Source organism: Methylophilus methylotrophus DSM 46235 = ATCC 53528, assembly GCF_000378225.1.
GTDB classification, from domain to species: Bacteria; Pseudomonadota; Gammaproteobacteria; order Burkholderiales; family Methylophilaceae; genus Methylophilus; species Methylophilus methylotrophus.
In genome coordinates this window covers 397925-420656 of record NZ_KB905141.1, presented here as the reverse complement: position 1 = coordinate 420656, position 22732 = coordinate 397925, and the positions used below count along the sequence as shown (strand labels likewise).

Sequence of the window (22732 nt, the reverse complement as noted above, 5' to 3'; positions counted from 1 at the left end):
ATGTGCGGTAATGTACAAGCGATAATGTCGGCTGCAGTTGTAGGAGTATTCATGCGTGTATTGGTGCTGGGTTCTGGTGTCATTGGGGTCACAAGTGCTTACTACCTGGCATTAAAAGGCTTTTCTGTCACCGTCATTGATCGCCAGCCTGCCGTTGGTCTTGAAACCAGTTTCGCCAATGCCGGGCAGATCTCCCCAGGCTACTCAGCCCCTTGGGCCGGACCTGATCTACCGCTCAAAGCCCTCAAATGGTTATTCCAGCGCCATGCGCCACTCTCACTCAAGCCTGATTTCACAGTTTGGCAATTACAGTGGATTGCACATTTTTTACGTAACTGCTCGCTGCAACGTTACGACCTCAATAAATCACGTATGGTACGCTTGGCCGAATATAGCCGCGACTGCCTGCGTGAGCTACGCGCCAGCACGGATATCCAATACGAACAGCGTAGCCGCGGTACCTTGCAGGTGTTCCGCACCCAAAAGCAGCTGGATGCCGAAATCAAGGATATTGCCGTCCTTAGCCGCATGGGCGTGCCTTTCCAGCATGTAGATCCCGACGGCTGCGCGCTCATAGAACCAGCCTTAGCCTCCGTTAAAGACCAATTACTGGGTGGATTGCACTTGCCGGATGATGAAACCGGTGACTGCCAGCTTTTTACGTCACGGCTGGCGGCAGAAGCAAAAAGACTCGGCGTGCAATTCAGGCAAGACACCGATATCCAGCGACTGCTTGTACAGCAGAACCGGCTACTGGGTGTTGAAGTACACACTGAGCATGAGGGTATCGAAACGCTGGCTGCCGATCATTACGTGGTGGCTTTGGGCAGTTATTCCCGCCAGTTGATGCAGGCACTGGGATTAAGCTTACCGGTTTATCCTGTCAAAGGCTACTCGCTCACCGTGCCCATCATCAATAGCGATACCGCCCCTGTCTCTACGGTCATGGATGAAACCTATAAAGTCGCCATCACCCGGTTTGACCAGCGCATCCGCGTCGGTGGCATGGCTGAGTTGGCCGGCTTTGATTTGAGCCTGAATCCACGCCGCCGCGCCACGCTTGAAATGGTTTTAAATGGATTATTCCCTGATGCGGGCGATGTCTTGCAAGCCCAATTCTGGACTGGCCTGCGTCCGATGACGCCAGATGGTACGCCTATCATCGGACTAGCAAATACGAGATTGCCAAACGTATGGCTCAATACCGGGCATGGCACCTTGGGTTGGACCATGGCGTGTGGCTCTGGCCAAGTATTGGCTGATTTGATGGCGCAGGATAAACCAGCTATCGAGACTCAGGACCTGCAATTTACCCGCTATGTTTAAGCGCATTGATGCAAACAACGGGGCCATGCTCGCCATCTTCCTCTACTGAGTAAAGTTACTCAGTAGAGGAATCACCAGTTCAATTACATCAACACAAACTCATTGGGTGTCGGCAATGGCGGAACTTCCTTTTCACCCAATGCCTCCCTGAGATCGATTTCAATCACATCAGTCAGTGCATTGATTGGCAGAGCATTGGCACCCAGTGAAAAAGGTTCTTCCAGCTCGTTGCCCAGGGCGTCCAGACCAAACAAGGTATACGCTGCCAATGCTGTGACAAACGGTGTTGCCCAGCCCAGCGTATTGGCAAAGCAGAATGGCAGTAGAAAGCAGAAGGTATATGCCGTTCTATGTAGCAGCAATGTGTAGCCAAAAGGGATCGGCGTATTCTGGATACGCTCGCAGGAGGCTTGTGCTTGTGCCAGTTTTTGTAGCTGTTCATCCAACATTTGAAACTGGATGACATCGATTTTCGCTTCACGAAACGCGTTGACAAGCAGCGCCTGCATAGCACGCAAAATTATTTCCGGCGGGTTACGGCTCGCGTTCACAGCCTGCAACAACCTTTCTGGCAACATCGCTTCAAGGACATGTCGAGAACTGGCAGGCCGCAGTTGCATCAGTAAAGCATGTGCGTAGGCAATGCAATATTGGAGCAGACTTTTGCGTACAGGGCTGGCCTCGTCTTGTTGAGCGTCGAGCACCACACTCAAGCGGCTTAAATTTCTGCAAGTGAGCACAAACTCACCCCAGATTTTCCTCGCCTCCCACCAGCGTTCGTAACAGGCATTGTTACGGAAGGCTAGAAAAATAGACAAGGTAATCCCTAGTAATGCGAACGGCCCGCCATCAAACTTGGGTAACCAGTCTGGCCGGAAGGTATATATCGAAACTACGGCGGCAGACAATATCGCCACAAAGGCCAGCAAAGGCATGATCCTAAGGACGATAGATCCTTTGATGATAAAAAACAGTTCAAACAGAGTTGGTCTGGGCCTGACAATCAAGGAATTCTCCTCCCTGGCGAACTATAGTGACAATGATATACTCGATAGTTTGTAGTCTATCTGCCAGTAGTTTGTATGCATGTCAGAAAAAGACATGTGAAAAGGCTGGTTTAGCTTTGTTTACGCAGCATATGGAAGAAACATCATGTTGAAGTGGAAAGATATTCTCAAACTGAGCCGCGATGGCAACCTTGAACCGGATCACAAGGTACAAAGATCTGTACGCGCCTGGCGAGAAATTCTAGATGACGAAGTGTTCGCGGTCACGCGCCTGAGTGCAACCGAGCGCCCGTTTTCTTCGGAAATGTGTGGCGCATTTACGCCAGGCCGCTATGCCTGTGTTTGTTGCACGCAGGTATTATTCGACTCCGGGCAAAAGTTTGAGTCTTCTTCTGGCTGGCCGTCTTTTGATCAACCGCTGGCACCTAATGCGATTTCCTATTTTTCCGATGAAAGTCATGGCATGCAGCGCATAGAAGTGAAATGCAACGTTTGCGATGCGCATTTGGGCCACGTGTTTCCGGATGGCAAAACTGAGAGCGGCTTGCGTTATTGTATTAATGGCAAGGCAATTCAGTTTCTGGCAAATTAAATTCGTGCAAAAAAAGCGCGGCCTGTGATCACACAGCCGCGCTTCAGTTTTTCATGTGCTAGTTTATTTAGTGAGCAAGCCTTCTACCAAAGCTTACTGCATAAGCCGTTGGTCTTGCCAGCAAGATTGGGTCCTTGCTCGGCGCAATGCCGTCGGTCAGTTGGAGCGGGTTAAACATGATAGGCTTTTCTGCAGCCTTGCTATCCGCCACCGCTTTATTCAAGGTCAGCGTTCCCAGCTCTACGGTTTTACGGCTGTCTGGCCAAACCACAGTCGCGTTGTTCACTTCATCCCCGCTGTCTGCCAACTGTAATACCAGTTTGTATTGCACGCCCTGCCCTTTTACACGTTCAACAATATCATTCATCAGGTAATCCGGCGCCGCTTTTTCTGTGGCTTCCTTGCTTAAATACTGTGCACCAGCCACTGGGATAATCTGGTAACGTCCGAATACGTTTTTACCCGAGGCATTGGTAAACTCAAACGCATTGACACCAAAGAATGGCTGTGTGGCCAAGCTCACTGGTGCAGGTTTTGGAGTAGTCACAAATTTAAGCGCAGCCGGGTGTGTGCCCAAAAACTGCTCTACCGGGCTAGGCTTGGCCGTACTGCCTTGAGAATCACGCACCGCATTTAACAAGCCCAGGAAATCTTCAGGCGTTGCAGCCGGAAACCCATTGACTGAAATACTCACAATATCTGTGGCCGTGCCGTCGGGTAACTGAAAGCGGATGGCGATGCCTTTGGGGAATGCATTGCCATCGGCGTCAGGAATATTTGGTACGCCGGTAGCATCAGAAAAGCGTACCAGCACTGGCGTCGCTTTTTGAAAATGGGCAGCCTTGCTAATCCCTGCTGCCTGGGCGGTCGGCGTAAATGACCCTTCTACCATCACACCTTTGGCATGATTGGCACGGAAGCCGGCATGTGGCCCCCCTGACAGCGTGGTTAATGTATCCACCAGTTGCTCAGTGACCGGCTTGTCATCCGCCAGCACTGGCTGAGTGGCGGTAAGTGCTGTGGCAAATAATACGCTGGCTATTACTTTTGTTTTCATGTTATTCCCTTTCACGGTTAAAAATATTCCCTGGTTGATAATGCAAAATTAAATCGTACACTACTTAAATGTCAAAAAAAATGAAACCCCTATTTTTTTGAGCCGGGGCTAGGCCACATGCTGAATCAAATGATTACGCAAATCATTGAGGCGCTCACGCAAGGCTGAAAGCTCTTCCAGCGAACAGCCCATGGCGCAAAACATTTCATCCATAATGCCAGCCGCTTGCTGGCGCAGCTGGCGCCCTTCGTCTGTCAGGCAAATAATCACTTGCCGCTCATCCTGGCTGGAACGCACCCGCTGGACAAACCCTGCTGACTCCAGACGTTTCAATAAGGGCGTCAAAGTGGCAGAATCCAGAAACAGTTGCTCACCAATCTCACTGACTGTGCGCTGATCACCTTCCCACAGCACCAGCATAACCAGATACTGTGAATAAGTGAGATCCAGCTTTTTTAACAATGGCCGATAAACCTTGTTAATCGCAAGCGAAAGTGAATAGACAGAAAAGCACAACTGCTCTTGCAATACGGGTGTTTTGCTGTTGTTAAACTCACTCATGGCCTCATTATAAATAGCACGCTATTTAATAGCAACAAATTTATAAATTATTTTCGAAAAAAATTAATCACATAATGCACAATGAAGTTTGCTCTTTGATGCATGCGTATTTGACTCATGTTCATTCTCCTTTTGAATATGTAGCCATCATAAATCGGCTGACTCATCAAATAAAGTTGAATGTTTTTATCATCCCCATCAATAAAATTGATGGATTAACCAAAACAAAAAACCTCACGCTGTGGTGAGGTTTTAGTGACGCATGCTAGGGCCCGCGACTCTTTCCGCCTTGCGTAACGAATAAATGCTCTCCAGCAGCCGCAACTGAAATAGCGTTAACAGGCCTAGATATTATCGAGCTTGAAAGGATCGGATGGCTGCTGGTTATCCTCTAGCGGATTGATCGCGAAAGACAAGTCATCGCCGATATCGATCTCAATCTCGTTCTGGCCTTCCCAGCGCTGCAACCAGATAGAGAAATCTTTTTCTGGCATGGGTTTGCCGATAAAGTAACCCTGACCCTCGTTACATCCTAATCTGGCTAACTGGTTCAGCACGTACTCATTTTCTATCCCCTCGGCCACCACCATTAATCCGAGGTTATGTGCCAGGTCTATGGTGGATTTTACGATGCTGGCATCGCCGCTATTCTTGTCCATAAACATGACGAATGAACGGTCAATTTTAAGCTCTTGTACTGGTAACTGGCGCAAATAGGCCAGCGATGAATAACCGGTACCAAAATCGTCAATGGCCAGGTGTAATCCCATGGCCGCCAGTTTTTTCACGACCAGTTCAGCGCGTTCCGGGTCCTGCATCAGGCTACCCTCGGTGATTTCGAGTTTGAGCGCTTTTGCCTCCAGTCCATGGGATGACAACAGGTGTGCAATCTGCGCTGGTAACTGCATATTATTCAGGTCACGCGTAGACAGATTCACCGCTAGCGAAAGCCGCAGGCCCTGCTTCTGGAAGTCAGCCAATACCTGGCAGGCGCGCAACAACATCCAGTTGGTAATATCGCTGATCACCCCCGTTTGTTCTGCAAACGGGATAAACTGGTCGGGGAAAATCATGCCTTTTTCCGGATGTACCCAGCGGATAAGCGCCTCCCCGCCCACCGCCCGGCGCGTGGTGATATCAATCTTGGGCTGTATATATAACAGTAGCTGGTCATGTTGTATGGCCTGCTTCAAATCAGAAATCAGGGTCAGGGTTTCCGACTGGTCAATTTCCAGTGCAGTGTTGTAAACGATCCAGGGTGATTTCTTGGCACGCGATTCCTGCAAAGCCGTTTCGGCATGATTGAGCAACGCCTCTTCATCTACCCCATGGTCAGGGTACAAAGCAATGCCTATTCCAGTGCGGACATCAATCGCCTGCCCCTGGACGCTGACCGGTTGTTCAAATACCTGCTGGATTTTATCTGCATAGCGCGTGGCTTTGGCCTGGTCAGTATGCTGCAACAGGACGGCAAATTCGTCGGCATCTAGCCGTGCCACCATATCCTGTTCGCTGAGGACATATTGCTTCAATACCTGCCCGACATGGCGCAGCAAGTCATCGCCAAAATCACGGCCCAGTGTCTGGTTAATAGGTTTGAACCGATGAATATTGATGACGATGACACTCAATTTTTGCTGGCTATCGGCATGTGTAGAAATTGCCTGGTGAACACCCTGGTTAAACGCCAGCCGGTTAGACAGGCCGGTGAGCTCATCATTAAATGCCAGGCGCTGAATACGTAACGAGCGTTGCAACACGGCTTCGCGCATGCTGTTCATGGCCTTCGCCAGGTAACCGACTTCGTCCGTGCTGCTGACCTGGATTTCGGTTTCATAATCGCCCATGGCAATTTTATCGGCATCCTTGACCAACTCTGCAATCGGTTCAGTGGTTTTGCGTGACACATACCAGATCAATACGGCAAAAATGACCACCCCAATCAAGGTGAGTACTAACATCACCTTAAACAACATATTCAGATCCTGCGTAAAAGGTGCCACCGACCCTTGCAAGACAACCAATAGCGCTTCATCGGGCGTTTCATGCAGCGCCCTTATTTTCAAGTGATAGGTTTGATCGTTCAAATCTACGCTATGCAACGTGAGCCGTTGACGATAGAGGTCGGCCACCGTTTTCAGCAGCAAATTGGATAAGGTTTTGTCAGCGGTGCTACTCACCAATTGCCAATCCTTGGCATTCGTTTTCTGCACAAAGGTCACATCCAGGTGCGTGAGTTGCTTGATCTGGCTGGTAAGCTGGCTATCGACAGCAAAACCCATCACAATCCAGCCTATGGTTTCTGGCGCTTTCACGGGCACCGTGATCAGCTGATAAGGCTTGTCATCCACAATATCAAATTGGAGCTTCCCCGCATTTGATTGAATAATCGCCTGCCTGGCATCCAGAGACTTCAGTATGGCTTTAGCATCCGAGGTCCCCACAACCAGGTTTTCATCATTGCTGATGTAAAACGCGATTTGCGCACGTATGCGGCCCTGGTAACTTTCAAGTGCCGACTCTATGGTTTCTGCATCATTGGTGGCCACCGCCTCCCTGAAAGCAAAATCTGCCGCCAGTACCTGGGTGGCCTGTTTCAGGCTTTGTGTATTGTGTTGTAGCAAGCTCACGAACACGCGCTGGCCGACATCAATCTGATCTTCGGCCAGTGTATTTGCATGTTTGACCAGGGCATATTTAAGTGGAATAAGCCCTGCCAATTGAATAGCCACGACCACCGTAAGAAAAGTGAAAGCGATGCGTGAGCGAATATGTTTGAACTTGATCATGCAGTGTAATTGTTATGGAATGGGGATCTTGACCTCGGTCACCCCTTCTATGGTTGTCTTTTGTTCTGCGGCTGGTTTGTTCTGGCCTGGCAACCAGGCCTGGTAAGTGTACTGCCCGTCATTTAACTTGAGGATGGCCTTGCCTTTGTCATCCGTTTTGGCAAAAAATGGCGTATCCACAACATAGATATACCCTACCATAGAATCGTGAATGTTGCATCCCAAGGTCACCACACCGGCCTGATCAAACGGCACCGGATTGGTCGGCACGCCAGAATAGAGTTTCAATTCAAACTTTTTGGCGGGTGAAAATGAATAGACATGATGCCGGACTGTATCTTCATTCGGAAAATTGATGCTGGTCCCGGTTTGCACTACGGTGACCTTCGGGTTGAACATTTTGTTTTTTTGAATGATTTTCCCGGCTGCATTCGCATTCACCGCCGGGGTTTTACTGTCATAAAATGCAACCACCGCATCGGTGACAGGTTTGCCACCCGCATCCGTCACCATCACGGTGACATCGGCGGCCATGATGCCATGGCATGTGAGCGCCAATAACAGCGCGACAAAACACCGTCGTTGAAAAGTCGTCCATGCCATCTCAATTCCTTTAACAGCCATTAATTCGTTACAATTTCTCGCTTCATGGGCGCCAATATTTTTAACAATTCGTTTTTCTCTCTGGTGCCTACCCCATTCACATCCAGTCGTTCGCGCAACACATCAACCATCAACTCGAATTCAGCGGTGGTGATATGCAAGTCCGCATGTGAGTTATGCATGGTTTCGCCTTCGTAAACACAATCACCACCGGTTTTCACACACAGGAAATTGGTCAGGCTTTCTTTTAAGGTCTTCATTTTGACCCCTTCAAACGAGCGACTGGTTTTGGGGTCCTTGCTGACAATATCCAGTGTCTGGTTAGATATCCTGGTCAGCATGGGCAAACCACCGATACGCTGGTACAAACTGGCTTCCGGCTTGGGCTGCATCATGCATCCCAGGCAAAACAGCGGAATAACCATCATGATATTAAAACGCATTACATACTCCATTTTTTGGATCGACTATCACATATTACGATATTGGGTATTTATATAACCATCAATGTAAAAGGTGATCCAGCTTCTGTTTTTCCAATTGTTGTTATCGCGCAAATGAAATAATGCGATAACAACAATTGGAGCAAAATACTCATGCAAACTCTCACATCCCTTTATCCCCGTGTCATGGCCACAGTGACCATGCTTACCATGCCCATATTGGCACACGCTGGTGACAGGCTGTTAGCCACGGGTGGCGTCACACAAATTGAAGGCGCTGCGGGCGGCGGCTTAATGCCTTGGGCAGTCATCAGCGGGTACGGCACGGATAAACAAATTGGCGGTTCGCTGTTTTATACGCATGCAGAAACCAGAGGCGATTTTAAACTCAACACAACGGGTGTTGCTGTAGGGTTATTCAACCGTGTGGAAGTCAGCGCCAGCCAGGCACGCTTTGGCTTGGGCGACACCGTCCCTGGCGAACATATCCGCCTGAATACATTGGGTGTGAAGTTACGTGTATTGGGGGATGCGATCTACGAACAGGACAGTTGGCTGCCACAAGTTTCCGTCGGTGCCCAGTATAAATATAACGAAGACTTCGATTTTGTGCCTAAGGCACTGGGTGCCAAAGACCGTAGTGGCGTTGACTATTATGTGGCTACCAGCAAGTTGTTTTTAGGGGCGATCAATGGCTATAACCTGTTGGTGAATGCTAACTTGCATGCCACCAAGGCCAACCAGTTTGGGCTGTTGGGATTTGGGGGGGACAAGCGTGACAGCTACCGTGTATATCCGGCAGTATCTGCTGCCGTCATGCTGTCTGACAATTGGCTGGTGGGTAGTGAGTTACGCTACAAACCGGACAACTTGTCCGTGTACGAAGAAAATAATGCTCACGATATTTTCATGACCTGGTTTCCACACCGCAATGTCTCGGTGACCGGCGCTTATATCGACCTTGGCAGAATTGCTAACAAGGATAACCAGACAGGCTGGTATTTATCAGGGCAGATCAATTACTGATCAGGCCAACCGACTACGAGCTGAGTCCACAAGAGGCTTGCAATGCTTTGTCCAGCTGCTTGAAATCCCCGCCATTGCCGGTGGCAAATGCATATGGGTTAGTCATCAGGTAGCGGTTATATTTGACCTGGCGTGCCGAGTATTTTTCTGCCAGACCCTGGCTGTAACATGCACATGCCTTCTTACTATCATCAGCCCGGAATTGTTGCTGGCAACTGGTTTGGACGGATTCTAATTCTGCCTGGGCCCATGGCAGCTGCGCTTCTTGTCGACTGTTGGTTCTTGCCTGCGTCAACATGGCATACATCAGTTCAACACTGGCCCGTAACTTTCCTAAAGGCGCAGTTTGCAAAACCTCCTGGTGCAGAGGCTGCAATGTCGCCTGATCCACGGCAAACTCTGCCTCAACATTGGCTTGCTCGGGAATCTGGTAGCCTTGCGCCGCCAGCATGATCTGTTTGGCGGGTTCAGCTTGCAACAAAGCCTGTGCTTCGGCGATATCCACTTCAGGCAAGGTCAATTGCCAGCGCACCTGGCAAGTATCAGAAGCTTTAGCAGTCATTTGGCCTTGAATCAGCTGATCAGACACAGCATCGGCAAATGCCGGTGGAATACGCTGTAGCAGATATTGCATTTCCTTGTCTGCCAGCGCTTGTAAAGAGGGTTGATCCAGGCATGCCCACAACGGTGAGCAAGCAAGGAATAACATGCCGCCGAGGAAGGTATTTAGCCCAAACATGCGTGAGGATGTCTTCATAGTCGCCCGCGAAATAATAATCCTGCCTTTTGAGCAACGCCTGACAAAAAAGTTTTCTGCTGAAATCAGGTCGTCACTTACAAGCAAAAGAACGGACAAATGAAAACGGGCGCCTGGGCGCCCGTTCATGTCATTAAGAACAAATTATTTGTTCATAACGTACATAGTTACTTCGAAGCCGAAACGCATTTCGGTAGCAGCTGGTTTAGTCCACATAGTCATTTCTCCTTTTTCCTTAGATTCGTTTTAGCGGTTGCTATCAACGTGTGACCATATTAAAACTGACTGGCTTACTTGTCGTGATTAAACTGCGCAACTTGCGTTCATGATTTTCATGAGTGTGGCCTGATGCATGCTTTAAGCAAAGCGACTTTTGATATGGCGCAAAAGATTACGCATGCCTTTGCGGCCTATCGTACGCTTCAGCCACACTTTCAAGTCATACAGGTAAAACGGCCACAGGAATTGCCAGCCTAAGCGGCGACCGGTCATGCCTAAATACATTTGCAAGAATTGCTTGCGGCCATCCCAATGCAGTTTATGCAGTGCCCGCGTTAGATCAGCCAGACGCTTGTTAATCATGGTAGCAGTGGCTGTCGCTTGCAGGCGTGCAGTATCGATCAGCACAAAGTGCAGATTGTCTCCTTCATGCTGCACCAGAATATTCCCGCCTGAAAAATCACGGAAATAAATCCCCGAGTTATGCATATGCAAACAGAAACGGGCAAACGCATGGTACAAGGTGTCCGACGCAATGCCTTCAAAATGACTGTCTCCATGCCTAAACGCCAAAAAGGCTTTCGAAATAGCAAACTCATGCGGCACATAAGCCGAGATATAAAAATTGCGGCGCAAGGTTGGATCGTTGGCATGCTCAAAATATGCCAGCGGCATGGCAGTTCCCACGCCACGGCGCAACAATTCCATGGCCCCGTTCCAGCTGCGTTTGGCCTTGCTCGGCTTATGCCTGTCGAGCCAGGTTTTATGCCAGTACATGCGTACCGGTTTTTTCACGGTGACTTGTTGAGCTGCGTCACGTGGATCCGGTAATGGCCAAATCGCATTACGAGAATGGCGCAAAGCCTCTGACTTGGCTGGGGGTAACAGTGTCTCCGGGTGCCAGGCTTGCCACATCTGCTGCGCTTGCGTGGCATTTTCTGCCAGGATCATGCCGCGCCAATCCCCTTCTTCTATGGGAAAATACTGCTGTCCTGCAATATGTGCATGAATGATGGTTCCGCTTAGCTTTGGCCGTGTTGTACGCAAGACGATCTGTTCAGGCTGTTGCCATACCAGGTAGAGGGGTGACTCAGTCAGCATCTGCACATCTTGTACAGGTTCACCGTCACGGTTGAATATCTGCGCCTGTTGCAAACTGTGTGGCGAATAAATCTGGTCTAGCAAGCTGCATTGTCCATTAATGGTCCAGGCAATATGCACCGCTTGGCCCCGCTGTTGCAAATGATGAATTTCCAGGCCATTGCCCGTACTCACCGGCGCCAAATACTGTGCCCCATTCAGCCAGTGACTCACCGTTTTAAAGGCTGAAAAACTGGGGTTTCTCTGATAGTTGGCACATTCACCATCTGCAGCCTTGTAATATGCCACCCTTTCCAATGCCGGATAATCACTATCCTTGAGTCCGTCATCAATCAAGCCTTCACGTTGGCAGATAAATGCGCCCCAGTTGGCATGGCGCAACGCACCCGAAGCCGCCAGCAAAGTGAAATAACGCCCCACATAATCCGCCTGCTTTTGCGCACCATCGGGTAAACAGCGTTTAATCCGGTAAATAGCCCAAAATGCGACGGGAGATACAAGTGCAGGGACGCCCATATCGTCACCTATTTTTTGTAGTAGCTTGGCTTTTTTAATCAGGTTGAACTGGAGAATACGTGTCCATTTGTACTTGAAAATGCGGAAATCGGATAACTCTGGCTCAATCACACGCTCTACAAACAGATTATTACTATGCATATCCGGTAAACGGCGCTCATTACCCAGTGTATTGAGCAGGCTGATGTTATATAGCGGCTCAAAATCCTGGATATTCGGCCCGACCACAATGACCTGGTATTGCCTGGCGAGATCATATGCAATCTGCCAGGCAGCCATAAAGCCTGGCATATCATACCCGGCCCACTTTTTACGATTAACGGTGTTGCCAATTTCAAGCGCGGCAATCTTGCCCGCATACGCTTGGCATAGCTCTTCAATAAATTGCTTCCACTCCGCCTGCGCCTGGCTGCTGCGCATATTCTTGGCCGCTTCATAAGGCTGCACGGCATGCAGCGTCACCGAAAACCCGGCTGAGAGCAAATTGCGTAAAAAACGTTCCTGGAAAGGTCTTGCCTCGTCATTGCTGATATCCAGACGTACACGCTTGACCTCGAGGGTCTGTAGCTGCTCCAGCACATAATGATCGGTTGCCAGATCTGCATTGCTGGCCACGCACAGGCCGGTAAAGTCTTCAGGAATCACATGATTAAGCGCTGGCAAATGACTGTTTTTGAGCCACAATCGACCAGAAAGGATATATTTCAGGCCATCTAACATGACCTGACGCGTGAGCATGGAGGGTTGTTTCTTCTTCAAAACCACCCCTACTCCGGCAAGCGGTAACGCTGCTCTTTATATAACAGCGCCGGTAACAGGCTGTTCGCCAGGGCACGTTCAGCCAGGGCGGCACCATCGGCTGGTGCAGCTGTATTTTGTAACTGTTTGCTGGCAAGGTCGTAATGGCCAAAAGCCGGAGGCTTGCCTTCACGTAATACCACCACTTCATTGTCAGCTGCATCGGGCCCAAGCTGCTGCATCCAGCCAAAGTTATAGTTGTATTGCATCATGGCGCGGCCACGATAGTCATCACTCACATTGGACAAATCATGCCCGGTCATCGGGTGCTGTGCTTCTATGCCCATCAATGACAATACCGTCACCGGCAAGTCGATCTGGCTGGCTATCGCATCCACCGTTTTCGGCTGTACCGCACCACCCAGAATGAGCGCCGGAATATGGAAATGCTCAATGGGCACCAGGGAATCACCACGGACACGGATATCGTGGTCTGCGACGATTAAAAAGACCGTGTCGTTCCAGTAAGGGCTGGCCTTGGCTTTTTTGATAAACTCGCCGATCGCATAATCAGCATATTTCACCGCATTGTTGTCAGTCGCCTTGGGTTGCTCATAGAGCTCGATACGCCCATCGGGGAACTCAAACGGTGCGTGGTTAGAAGAGCTGAACGCCAGGGTAAAAAATGGCTTGCCGCTCGCATGGTGCGCCATGAGCTGGTCATGGGTTTTATTGAGCAAGTCCTCATCAGAGGCGCCCCAGCTGGCGACAAAGACTGGGTTCTTGAAATCCGGCTGGTCTGTAATCTGCTGGAAACCGTTGCCCATGAAAAAGCTGCGCATATTGTCAAAATGGGATTCACCGCCATAAATAAACTCCGTTAAATAACCACGTTTGGACAATAAAGCTGCCAGCGTAAAAAAGTTTTTCTGGCTTAAATCCAGCTTGACCGTACTGTCGGAAGGCGTGGGCTGAAAACCGGTCACCACTGCCTCAATGCCGCGCACCGAACGCGTCCCTGTGGCATACAAATGGGTAAACCAGATGCCTTCTTCTTTGAGCTTTTCAAGATTGGGCGTCACTGGTTTTCCGCCCAGTGACTCTACAAACCCTGCGCCCAGACTTTCTTGCAACAGGATGACCAGATTCAGTGGTTTATCACGTTTGACTGACGGCACCAGTGTGGTCAGGGTGGGGATGTCACCCTCCTGTGCTCCGGTTAACGCAAATATTTTCTCGCGTGGCAGCTTGCCGTAAATGGCGCTGGACTTGGCTTCGTGCTGCAAGCTGTACGCGGCGTAGAACACGGAATAGGTCGAATTCAGGATCAGGCTGTTGACCATGCTGTCCTGGGTAATGGCAAACAAGGCGGGATTGGCAGGGCGATGTGTCAGCGTGGAGCGGATGCCAAAAACCGTCAACAACAAGATCAGGGGCCATACCAGCCATACGGCCGGGCTCGCCCATTTCGCTTCGGCGTACCGCCATGGCTTGAGCAATTTAGCGCCCAGCACAAACGCAATCACGGTCATCAGCAGGCCAAAAAATAACTCCTGCTTGAAGCCTTGCCACAACATGCCAAACACCTCATGCGGATACTTAAGGTATTCGACAAAAATGCGGTTGGGTCTCACATCATATTCAAGAATAAATCCAGGGGTAGCCGCTTCGAGGAACACCAGCAACACGAGAGAAAGCAATACCCACCAGAAGGTGAAACTGCGCCAGATATTGAAAAATTTGCGTGTTGCGAGAATTGGGGATAGCAAAACAGGGATAAGTGCCAGCAACCCCAGCTGGATCACATCTACACGTATGCCTTGCAGCAAAATCTGACTCAACTCGCCTGTGGCCAGTACGCGCTCCCATTTCCATACCACCAACCCCAGGCGTGTCAGTGAAAGAAAGACGAGACCACTGATGAACATCACGATCAGCGGTGCATAAGGCCCAAACCAGTGGGCTAAACGCCACAATTTAGAAGTAGAACGCGGCTTGCCGAAATAACTTGATTGCATGTTGGCTTAATCAGATTGAGTCGAGCCTGACATTATAACGGTTATTGCAGATTGTGATTGCAAAGCACGCCTCAACCATGCGCTTCTGGTTAAGGCGCTTTCTTGCGCAAATCAAGATAGACAGATGATAACAAACCAACCGGGATGACAAAACCAACCAGTAAGGGCACTAAATCGATCAGGGTATCCGCAATACCCGTCTGGCTATTGAACAAACCCCAGGCTTTGGCTAGTAAAGGAAGGACCGTGAATAACAAGGTGGGGATAAGAAACCAGATCGTACTCGTGGCACCACTTTTGGCCAGGCGGGCGCACACGTAAGAAACCACAGCCACAATCACAGCGGCACCTGCCCCCCATACGGCCCCGGCAACAAATGTGATCCAAGTACCCACCTGGTACAGGAGCAAGCAGATAATGGCAGCCAAAATCATTTTTCGGTTGATGGCAATTGACATAAGGAACGCTTTTTATGATAGGAATACATCAGACTGTTTTTGATCCTAAAGGTGCTGCATCACCGATGGCAGATGTTTAAAATCACTTCTTGTGGGTATCAGCTGATTCTCATGAGCATAAAACGGGATTGCAAAAGCAATCCCTAAGATCGAACAAAAACTAAATGCGGTTAAACCATTAATTGGTCGTCGCTGGTGGTGCCGCTTCGTACTCCGTTGGCTGCACCGGATTGCCTTGGGTGGTCCCGGCTTTTTGATCTTTGTTCCTCAGTACTTTGTTTTTCTGTTTTTTAAATGGCCGATCCGCGGAATCCATCTCAATCCGCTGGCGTTGGTTTTTGACCTGCGGGCTGTTCTCATTACCAAGGTTACTAGCATCATGAGGAACACCATCCTGGTTGCCGCTAATGGGCCCCTTGTCTGTACGACTTTGCTGCCTATCCACTTGAGGACTTTTAGAAGTGCCTAACGTTGCCGCGTCATCTTTGCTTTCAGCCGCATAGGTAGACGTGGTGGAAACAATAAAAACCAATATTGTCATCAGTAGTTTATTCATGGTTGCATCCTTAAATAAAAACAAAGTATGTTGATTTATTTAATAATGCCTATGAAAATCACCCTATCAGAACTGCGCTGATTTTTATGTAGGAAGCGACTGCCAAGCCACTGTATCGAATTCGCCGACCATTCCCAAAACGCCCGGCGGGCTTGCGGCAATTCAATTCATCACTGACCAATTGAGCAACGATTGTAAATCTTGGTAGATGGGCATCTCAGGGTTCACATCCAGTATCCCTCTATCGATCAGCATGACTGCGCGCTGGCAACTATCCTTTTTATTTCCGCGGCCTATCCAGTCGACAATCGTGCCTTCTGCTTCTTTGCGCACGATAGTTGAATATTCTTTGAGCACGGCATCCCTGGCAACATTGCCCCCAGACGCAAACGCTGCTTCCATTTTTTTTGCCACGTATTTGGTCGAAGCATCATAGTATTTCGCATTGCGCTCCTGCCAGATATGCACATACTCTCGTGGTGTTTCCAGTCGACCAAGCACACCCAGGCACTCAATGCCGATGCGGCCCACCACCAAATTGGCTGCGCCCATAAAGGCCGAAGCAACGTTTCTGGATTCTGACTCTAAATCCGCACTTTCCTGCGCCCGTGCTTCACTCAATAACAGACTGATTAACATGACAGCCAAAAAAGTTTTTTTCATAACGTTTGCTTTAATAAGTGGTTAAACCAACACACCAAAACAGGTCGCCCTTTTAATGTGGAATCATCACCTCAGCGATTGATCGAATTTATGAACGCCTTACGCCACCCTTTCCTGAGCGCTAATAATAAAACCCATACGATACTTATCGCACTGACGAGGAAAAAAATCACAGACAAAGGCACCAATGCCGGCGCTTGCGGCTGAAGCGCCAAGCCCTTTTTCAGCTTTTCAGGTAATGGATTTGGCGTCACCGGAATAACCTTCCACTGGCTTCTATCGGCTGGGGCCTGTTGCAAATATTGGGCAAAACTGTACACAGGCGCCAGACCAAACGCGCGGCTAGAAGGAATCTGCGGAATACGGACAAAATAAAGTGCCTCTAATTGCCGGGGCATGGCTTGCATGGTGTCTGACGCTAGCGTATGTTGCTCCCCTGTTTGCGCAATATTGAGCAAATCATTGCCTATCGCATCAAACGCCACGGCTGGAAACAACCGCGTCATTTCGGTATTCAGGTAATCATAGATCTCACGCCCTTTTTGCAGGCTGCGTTCTGTGGTCGCGACATACCAGTAAGCTGCACTGGCCTTGAGGACACTTTCCACCCCGCGCTGGGGCACTTGCCAGCCTAGCTGCCGTAGGGTATCTATACTAATACCGGCACAATTTTCCAATGCATGGTCATATACCAGGTCATTGTGATGAAAATGTTGCATGACACGATTACTCAAAGCCTGGATTTGTGTAGGGATCTCAGGCTGGCTGAACACGGCCACCAGCATATAAGACGGCCGATAAAACGCCTGTCCGCTGTTGAGGTCCCCCATATATTTATCAAAAGGCGTCACCCCGGCAATAATGCCTTTTTCACTGTTGGTGGCCAGGTTGTAGTAATTATTAACCAACCAGGTTCCGTACTCCCCCTCCGCACCCACTACGCCGGTAGCCAGGGCAAAGTGTCCGCCATGCGCTTCATCATCATCGCCCTGGGCGCCATTGAGCAAAACGCCTAACGCGGTTTTTCCTGCCGAGCGTTGCCCCACACCGGGTGACCTCTCCCACAACAACCTGCTTTGGTATGGGCTGCGTGCGCCGCCATTGGAAAACTGTACCAGTGATTGCAAGGTTTCACCGCGTTGCAGTGGTTGCAGACCAGCAGTCAAATCTAGCTTGAAAGTGTGTGGCCAGAATGTGCGTGCAACCAGGGTTGTACCTTCTAACTCGCCGCGAATGGCAACCTTAGATTGGCTGAGGAATTCGCTGGTATCCGAGTTCCAGTATGCATAGTTGCTGGCAATCTTGGGGACCAGCTTGAGATTAAAACGCTGACCTTGCACAGTCGTGACTTCAGTGGCTGCGGCATTGAGTTTCATCTGCGGCCAATATTGGCTGGACCCTGTCCACACGAGTTCAGGCAACGCTTCCGGATTAAGTGCCTGGATATCTTCAGCACCACGCTTGCTGGTATCTATTTTAGAAACCGGCACACCTGGTTTAGGCACGGCAAACGTCTCATGGCGGAAATACCATAAAGTTTGCGGCAAGGTCTGGCATTGCGGGCACACACCTTCTACTGTCTGTAATTGCGCTTGCGGATAAATTCCCAAAGTATCCACAGCTGGCTGGCCCTCTACGAACGACGAAATCAGGCCGAGGCCAACCCCAAATAGTCGCCGCATCATTAGCCTCTAAAACCCATCAGATAATCACGCACGCTGTACCAATATTCGGGCTGGCGTAAGCATAGGTATATCGCCACCAGCACATTCGCCGCTGCAGTAATGGCAAATAATTGCGGGATAGTGACGCCAATACCAAATAACATCACCGAGAAACCAGCAGAAAGCACCATAAACAAGGCATTCATAATGTTGTTGGCGGCAATCACACGTGATTGATAACCTGTTTCAGCGCGGCTTTGCAGCAATACATATAGGGGCACAATATAAAGGCCTCCACTGATCCCCAGTAACGCCACATCCAGCAGCATATGCCAATAGTCCAATCCAGCGAGTGTATGCAAAGTCAGTGCTGGATTGGCAAGCAGCTGTTGCTGGATACTTTGGGTAACGCTGGCAAAATCCCAAGTGAAGACTGACATGCCCAATGCCCCCAGCATGACCAGCCCCAGCTCCTGCTTGCCCTTGGAGAGCCTTTCACACCAGACCGAACCCACGCCCACGCCCACTGAAAAAATCGAGAGCAAAGTGATGAAGTCACGCTCGCTGCCTTGCAAGACATGTTTGGCTAGATTAGGGAATTGTGCCAGCAATGTCGCACCAAAAAACCAGAACCATGAGATCGCTACAATCGCTACCCACAAGGTTTGTTGTGCCCAGAACGTGCGTACATTCTTGATCGTTTCAGTGATGGGGTTCCAGTTAATCTTGATTTCCGGCACAGGTGCCGGAGACAACGGAATCCCCCGGCTCAAATGGTAACCTGAGATGGCAATCAATAACACGCTCAGGCTGGTGAACAAGGCATGCTGCTCCAGGCTGCCTAGCCATGCACCCAGCACCTGCCCCAGCAGAATAGCGACAAAACTGCCCATTTCCACCAAGCCGTTACCTGCCGTGAGTTCACCGGGTTGTAAGTGCTGCGGCAAATAAGAATATTTCACCGGACCAAACAAAGTGGAGTGTAATCCCATCAAAAATAGCGCGAGCGCCAGCATCAACAGGCTGCGGTTCAAAAAACCAATACTGGCGAACAGCATGATGCAAATCTCCAGGATTTTGACCAAGCGGATAATTTGAGATTTTTCGTATTTATCTGCCAGCTGCCCGGCAGAGGCGGAAAACATGAAGAATGGCAAAATAAACAAGCCCGGCAGCAAGGTGACCAGTGTGGTGCCGTCCATCGTCGTCAGGCTGGCAGTATTAAAAGCCACCTGCGTAATCAATGCGGTTTTAAACACATTGTCATTAAAAGCACCCAAGCCTTGGGTCCAGAAAAAAGGGGCAAACCTTTGCTGACGGAGAAGATTGAATGGATTGCTCATGCTGCTTTTTCCGCCATTTGCTTCAAGGTGACATAATCGGTTTTGCCAGTCCCCAATAATGGTATTGCTTCCACATGAACCAATTTTCTGGCAATTGCAATTTCTGGCGCACCAAAATTCTTGGCAACCACCTGTAAATCATCCCGTTTCAGTTTTGAATCTGTTGTAAACAACACGATGTTTTCACCACGGTTGGCATCAGTTTGTGTTGTCGCCGCATGTTGATGGTCTGGCGCCGCAGTATTGGCAATTTTCTCAACAGTTTCTAACGACACCATTTCACCCGCCACTTTGGCAAAACGCTTTACGCGGCCTTTAATATGAATAAAGCCTTCCTCATCGATTTCGACCACGTCACCGGTGTTGTACCAGCCACCCTCCGGTGGCACCAATACGCCTGGCTGGTCGTATAAATAATAGCCTTGCATGATGTTGTCGCCTTTCACATGCAACACGCCACCATTGTCAATGCCTGGTACGGGTTCCAGTTTGCTCTCTATCCCAGGGAATAACTGACCCACCGTCCCGTTTTTATTGGCCATCGGTGTATTGGCAGAAATCACAGGGGCACATTCGGTAGCGCCATAGCCTTCCAGGATACGGATGCCAAATTTCTCTTGATACACCTTGCGCACCTCTTCATTCAGTTTTTCAGCACCGGCCACCACCATGCGCAGCTTATAAAAATCATACGGATGGGCAAACCTGGCATAACTGGCCAGGAAAGTACTGGTGGAGATCAATATCGTACAACCACGGTCATAGATCACTTCCGGAATCACTTTGTATTGCAATGGCGAAGGGAACAGCAGGATATGCACGCCATTCAGCAATGCGAGCAGGGAACAGGTGTAGCCAAACGCATGAAACAGCGGTAAGGACATAAGCAGCTTGTCAGTTGGAGTAAAGTCCAGCATGGCGATGGTCTGATGCACATTTGATAAAATACTTTTGTGGCTGTGCACCACCCCTTTAGGTTTTCCTTCTGATCCGGAGGTGAACAATATGACCAACGTGTCTTCAGGCTGGGCAGGTTTCATGGCCAACCGCGGAAAGCGTAATGCATAAGCCATCAACCAAAGTTTATCCACCACGCCAAACCGCTGTCTCAAATCCTCCAGATAAACGATCTTCAGGTTTTTTAACTGCGCGACGACTTCTTCCAGCTTGGCGGTTTCAAGAAACTTGCGAGAGGTAATGACGGTACGAATGTTCGCGGCAATACAGGCATTCTGCATACCCGCGGTACCCGACGTGTAATTCAGCATGGCTGGAATGCGTTTGAACGCCGACATCCCGAGAATCAACGCCAGTGTATTGGTGACATTCGGCATTAATACACCAACTGCTTCACCAGTTTGAGAGACCTTGCAGGCAATGCGTCCGAGCGCCAGGCTTCGTTTTAAAACCTCCTGATAAGTGTCTTCAACTTCGTTCATATCCTCAATGATTGGGCTGCTTGCACCAAATTTATTGCGGCTATCGAGAAAAGCTTCAAACAGGGTTTTCCCCTGCTGGGTTTTAAACAGCATGTACTGCATGATGTTGCGCATGGCTTCACCCGCCAGACGGCGCTTTTGCTTGGCGCTGAGTGGTCTGTCTGCTGGCTCTTCAATATTGATTTTCGTCGTGGGCATCACGGTCAACGTGACATGCGGCAACACTTTGCGCGGATGGCCTTCAGACAACCTGCCAAAATAGGATTGCGCCGCGCCTTCCACGCGAACAGGCAAGATGCTGACATTGGTTTTGGCGGCCACAAAACCAGGTCCGTCATACACCTTCATCAAGGCTCCCGTTAATGTAATGCGACCTTCCGGGAAGATCACGACATTTTCACCCGCATTCAGATGCTGGATGACTTTTTTCATTGCCAACGGGCTACGTGGATCCACGCCTAAATGGGGGGTCAATTTCAGAATCCAGCGGAAGAAGAAATTTTCCAGCACCTCATTGTGCACCACAAAAGTGGCTCGCTTGGGCAGAAACAGGCCCAGCAACAATCCGTCCAGCAATGACTCGTGATTGGCGATAATCAGCAACCGGTCTTCAGCAGGGACATTCTCCAGCCCGGTGACACGCACGCGAAACAGTAAACGGCATAATCCTCTTAATATACTTACCAGCATTGTTTCCTCTCCGTCTCAACTCTCTTTTTTATATGTCTTCTTTAATATAATTGATCACATTTTGTAGCGCCTGCTGCATGAATGGCTTATTCACCCAAAAATACACTTCGCGGCCGATTTTTTCACTTTGCAAGGCCCCGCCTCGCTCTAACACCTTTAAGTGATGCGTCACCGCCGTTCGGCTCAACTGAGAACCTTCAACAATTTGCAGGATAGTGAGCCGCTCGTCCTTATCAAAAGACAGCAGAATCCGTTGCCGGTGCGCATCACCTAGCGCGACGAACAACTCGGAAATTTGACTCCAGGGCTCTGGAATTTGAATGATTGTTTTCATATAACTAAATAATTAGTTATTTAGTTTAATTTGTCAAGCACCTTATCAACATTAAATAGTAGTCCATCCCTGATCCGCGTTTCATTAAACCATCATTCAGCAGGCAACGCTGAACGCTACACTGTGAAAAACTCAAAAAAACGAGGAAATAAAAATGTTACGGCTCACCACACTGATCTCCTTAATCGCAACCATGCCGTTGGTTGTGCATGCCAATACAGTGATCAACCTGGCCAATACCAGTTGCAGTGGCAGCCTGTCTATCTCATCGCTTCCTGGCGCTTCTCTCAGCTGCGACGGCAACTTTAGCTTGAACGGTGGATTCATAGACTCTGGCTCAAGTATTTTCATAAGCGCAGAAGGTGATTTGTTTCTTGAGAATCTTAGTCTGAATGCGCCTGAAATTTCGATTTCAGCAATAAGTGGCAACCTTCAAATGGCCAGCACCGTAAATATCCAAACAAGGCAAAACCAGAACAATGCGGGCGGGCCTTTGCTGATTAGTCCGCAACTGGTTACACAAGACATTCGTTGGAACAGTTTTAATATCGGCCTGAATCCAGGCGGTAATATCCAGTTTAGCGCACCCGATGCCAGCAGTAGTGTGTTTAATAGAATCGCTGAAAGTGGCAAGATCAATTTGATGAATATCAATGGCGTATTATCAAATGCCGGCACTGGAAATTTCCCAACTGCCGGACTGACCATTGTCAGCAATCAAATCAGCGTTTCCTCCGTACCAGAAACAAACACTGGTGCAATGCTGTTGCTAGGCATGGGGTTGCTGGCATTAAGACGCAAAGCGCTTTGATAGGTGAAGCGAAAAGCTTGT

21 protein-coding genes are annotated in these 22732 nt (G+C 49.4%); 4 read left to right on the top strand and 17 right to left on the bottom strand.

Annotation, left to right across the window (positions count from 1 at the left end; all coding sequences use genetic code 11):
• Nucleotides 1-51 precede the first annotated feature (51 nt).
• On the top strand, nt 52-1326 hold the full coding sequence (locus F463_RS0101990; protein ID WP_018985367.1) for a D-amino acid dehydrogenase: 1275 nt from the start codon (nt 52-54) through the stop codon (nt 1324-1326).
• An 83-nt stretch (nt 1327-1409) separates the two neighbouring features.
• Here F463_RS0101990 and F463_RS0101985 read toward each other — a convergent pair whose 3' ends face one another.
• Nucleotides 1410-2333 (bottom strand): bestrophin family protein, encoded by a 924-nt coding sequence (locus F463_RS0101985; protein ID WP_026295221.1) that lies wholly within the window; start codon nt 2331-2333, stop codon nt 1410-1412.
• Nucleotides 2334-2478: 145 nt separating this feature from the next.
• Between F463_RS0101985 and msrB the strand changes: the two genes are divergently transcribed.
• Entirely contained in the window at nt 2479-2925 is a 447-nt protein-coding gene (gene msrB / locus F463_RS0101980; RefSeq protein WP_018985365.1) for a peptide-methionine (R)-S-oxide reductase MsrB, read from the top strand.
• 67 nt (nt 2926-2992) lie between these two features.
• Here the strand turns inward: msrB and F463_RS0101975 are convergent, their stop codons facing one another.
• The 5 genes from F463_RS0101975 to F463_RS0101955 all read right to left on the bottom strand — a co-directional run bounded on the left by F463_RS0101975 (nt 2993) and on the right by F463_RS0101955 (nt 8378).
• Entirely contained in the window at nt 2993-3982 is a 990-nt protein-coding gene (locus F463_RS0101975; protein WP_018985364.1) for a catalase family peroxidase, read from the bottom strand.
• A gap of 108 nt (nt 3983-4090) precedes the next feature.
• On the bottom strand, nt 4091-4543 hold the full coding sequence (locus F463_RS0101970; RefSeq protein ID WP_018985363.1) for a MarR family winged helix-turn-helix transcriptional regulator: 453 nt from the start codon (nt 4541-4543) through the stop codon (nt 4091-4093).
• Nucleotides 4544-4887: 344 nt separating this feature from the next.
• The gene (locus F463_RS0101965; protein ID WP_018985362.1) at nt 4888-7332 is read right to left on the bottom strand and encodes a bifunctional diguanylate cyclase/phosphodiesterase; all 2445 of its coding nucleotides are present in this window, start codon (nt 7330-7332) and stop codon (nt 4888-4890) included.
• 12 nt (nt 7333-7344) lie between these two features.
• Entirely contained in the window at nt 7345-7935 is a 591-nt protein-coding gene (locus F463_RS0101960) for a methylamine utilization protein (RefSeq protein WP_026295220.1), read from the bottom strand.
• Nucleotides 7936-7955: 20 nt separating this feature from the next.
• Nucleotides 7956-8378 (bottom strand): group I truncated hemoglobin, encoded by a 423-nt coding sequence (locus F463_RS0101955; protein ID WP_018985360.1) that lies wholly within the window; start codon nt 8376-8378, stop codon nt 7956-7958.
• Between the two features lie 186 nt (nt 8379-8564).
• On the opposite strand from F463_RS0101955, the gene F463_RS0101950 reads away from it, so the two are divergent.
• Nucleotides 8565-9404: a DUF3034 family protein gene (locus tag F463_RS0101950; RefSeq protein ID WP_018985359.1), complete on the top strand. Its 840-nt coding sequence runs from the start codon at nt 8565-8567 to the stop codon at nt 9402-9404.
• A gap of 13 nt (nt 9405-9417) precedes the next feature.
• On the opposite strand, the gene F463_RS0101945 is transcribed toward F463_RS0101950, so the two are convergent.
• The 11 genes from F463_RS0101945 to F463_RS0101890 form a co-directional block, all read right to left on the bottom strand.
• A complete protein-coding gene (locus F463_RS0101945) occupies nt 9418-10161 on the bottom strand; it encodes a hypothetical protein (protein WP_154650008.1) in 744 nt (247 codons plus the stop codon).
• A 144-nt stretch (nt 10162-10305) separates the two neighbouring features.
• Entirely contained in the window at nt 10306-10377 is a 72-nt protein-coding gene (gene pqqA, locus F463_RS14680; RefSeq protein WP_081624291.1) for a pyrroloquinoline quinone precursor peptide PqqA, read from the bottom strand.
• A gap of 141 nt (nt 10378-10518) precedes the next feature.
• Nucleotides 10519-12756 (bottom strand): lipopolysaccharide kinase InaA family protein, encoded by a 2238-nt coding sequence (locus tag F463_RS0101930; RefSeq protein WP_245545103.1) that lies wholly within the window; start codon nt 12754-12756, stop codon nt 10519-10521.
• Between the two features lie 8 nt (nt 12757-12764).
• Nucleotides 12765-14753 (bottom strand): LTA synthase family protein, encoded by a 1989-nt coding sequence (locus tag F463_RS0101925; RefSeq protein ID WP_018985354.1) that lies wholly within the window; start codon nt 14751-14753, stop codon nt 12765-12767.
• Between the two features lie 89 nt (nt 14754-14842).
• Nucleotides 14843-15211: a hypothetical protein gene (locus tag F463_RS0101920; RefSeq protein WP_018985353.1), complete on the bottom strand. Its 369-nt coding sequence runs from the start codon at nt 15209-15211 to the stop codon at nt 14843-14845.
• A gap of 178 nt (nt 15212-15389) precedes the next feature.
• Nucleotides 15390-15767, bottom strand: coding sequence for a hypothetical protein (locus tag F463_RS0101915; RefSeq protein ID WP_018985352.1), 378 nt, complete (start codon nt 15765-15767; stop codon nt 15390-15392).
• A 162-nt stretch (nt 15768-15929) separates the two neighbouring features.
• The gene (locus F463_RS0101910) at nt 15930-16430 is read right to left on the bottom strand and encodes a hypothetical protein (RefSeq protein WP_018985351.1); all 501 of its coding nucleotides are present in this window, start codon (nt 16428-16430) and stop codon (nt 15930-15932) included.
• 71 nt (nt 16431-16501) lie between these two features.
• Nucleotides 16502-18115 carry a hypothetical protein gene (locus F463_RS0101905; RefSeq protein ID WP_018985350.1) on the bottom strand — a complete coding sequence of 538 codons (1614 nt, stop codon included), beginning with the start codon at nt 18113-18115 and terminating at the stop codon, nt 16502-16504.
• Nucleotides 18115-19437: an MFS transporter gene (locus F463_RS0101900; protein ID WP_018985349.1), complete on the bottom strand. Its 1323-nt coding sequence runs from the start codon at nt 19435-19437 to the stop codon at nt 18115-18117. Before F463_RS0101900 ends, F463_RS0101905 begins: the two co-directional genes overlap by 1 nt.
• Nucleotides 19434-21566, bottom strand: coding sequence for a bifunctional acyl-ACP--phospholipid O-acyltransferase/long-chain-fatty-acid--ACP ligase (aas, locus tag F463_RS0101895; RefSeq protein WP_018985348.1), 2133 nt, complete (start codon nt 21564-21566; stop codon nt 19434-19436). Before aas ends, F463_RS0101900 begins: the two co-directional genes overlap by 4 nt.
• A 28-nt stretch (nt 21567-21594) precedes the next feature.
• A complete protein-coding gene (locus F463_RS0101890) occupies nt 21595-21900 on the bottom strand; it encodes an ArsR/SmtB family transcription factor (protein ID WP_018985347.1) in 306 nt (101 codons plus the stop codon).
• 154 nt (nt 21901-22054) lie between these two features.
• On the opposite strand from F463_RS0101890, the gene F463_RS0101885 reads away from it, so the two are divergent.
• Nucleotides 22055-22711 (top strand): hypothetical protein, encoded by a 657-nt coding sequence (locus F463_RS0101885; RefSeq protein WP_018985346.1) that lies wholly within the window; start codon nt 22055-22057, stop codon nt 22709-22711.
• The last annotated feature ends 21 nt before the right edge of the window (nt 22712-22732 follow it).

Excerpts from the sequence above, each read along its gene's own strand:
- aas (WP_018985348.1), bottom strand. The coding sequence starts at position 21,566 with ATGCTGGTAAGTATATTAAGAGGATTATGCCGTTTACTGTTTCGCGTG.
- F463_RS0101950 (WP_018985359.1), top strand. The coding sequence starts at position 8,565 with ATGGCCACAGTGACCATGCTTACCATGCCCATATTGGCACACGCTGGT.
- F463_RS0101965 (WP_018985362.1), bottom strand. The coding sequence starts at position 7,332 with ATGATCAAGTTCAAACATATTCGCTCACGCATCGCTTTCACTTTTCTT.
- F463_RS0101970 (WP_018985363.1), bottom strand. The coding sequence starts at position 4,543 with ATGAGTGAGTTTAACAACAGCAAAACACCCGTATTGCAAGAGCAGTTG.
- F463_RS0101945 (WP_154650008.1), bottom strand. The coding sequence starts at position 10,161 with ATGAAGACATCCTCACGCATGTTTGGGCTAAATACCTTCCTCGGCGGC.
- F463_RS0101960 (WP_026295220.1), bottom strand. The coding sequence starts at position 7,935 with ATGGCATGGACGACTTTTCAACGACGGTGTTTTGTCGCGCTGTTATTG.
- F463_RS0101900 (WP_018985349.1), bottom strand. The coding sequence starts at position 19,437 with ATGAGCAATCCATTCAATCTTCTCCGTCAGCAAAGGTTTGCCCCTTTT.
- F463_RS0101905 (WP_018985350.1), bottom strand. The coding sequence starts at position 18,115 with ATGATGCGGCGACTATTTGGGGTTGGCCTCGGCCTGATTTCGTCGTTC.
- F463_RS0101925 (WP_018985354.1), bottom strand. The coding sequence starts at position 14,753 with ATGCAATCAAGTTATTTCGGCAAGCCGCGTTCTACTTCTAAATTGTGG.
- F463_RS0101975 (WP_018985364.1), bottom strand. The coding sequence starts at position 3,982 with ATGAAAACAAAAGTAATAGCCAGCGTATTATTTGCCACAGCACTTACC.
- F463_RS0101910 (WP_018985351.1), bottom strand. The coding sequence starts at position 16,430 with ATGAAAAAAACTTTTTTGGCTGTCATGTTAATCAGTCTGTTATTGAGT.
- F463_RS0101890 (WP_018985347.1), bottom strand. The coding sequence starts at position 21,900 with ATGAAAACAATCATTCAAATTCCAGAGCCCTGGAGTCAAATTTCCGAG.
- msrB (WP_018985365.1), top strand. The coding sequence starts at position 2,479 with ATGTTGAAGTGGAAAGATATTCTCAAACTGAGCCGCGATGGCAACCTT.
- F463_RS0101885 (WP_018985346.1), top strand. The coding sequence starts at position 22,055 with ATGTTACGGCTCACCACACTGATCTCCTTAATCGCAACCATGCCGTTG.
- F463_RS0101955 (WP_018985360.1), bottom strand. The coding sequence starts at position 8,378 with ATGCGTTTTAATATCATGATGGTTATTCCGCTGTTTTGCCTGGGATGC.
- F463_RS0101990 (WP_018985367.1), top strand. The coding sequence starts at position 52 with ATGCGTGTATTGGTGCTGGGTTCTGGTGTCATTGGGGTCACAAGTGCT.
- F463_RS0101915 (WP_018985352.1), bottom strand. The coding sequence starts at position 15,767 with ATGAATAAACTACTGATGACAATATTGGTTTTTATTGTTTCCACCACG.
- F463_RS0101920 (WP_018985353.1), bottom strand. The coding sequence starts at position 15,211 with ATGTCAATTGCCATCAACCGAAAAATGATTTTGGCTGCCATTATCTGC.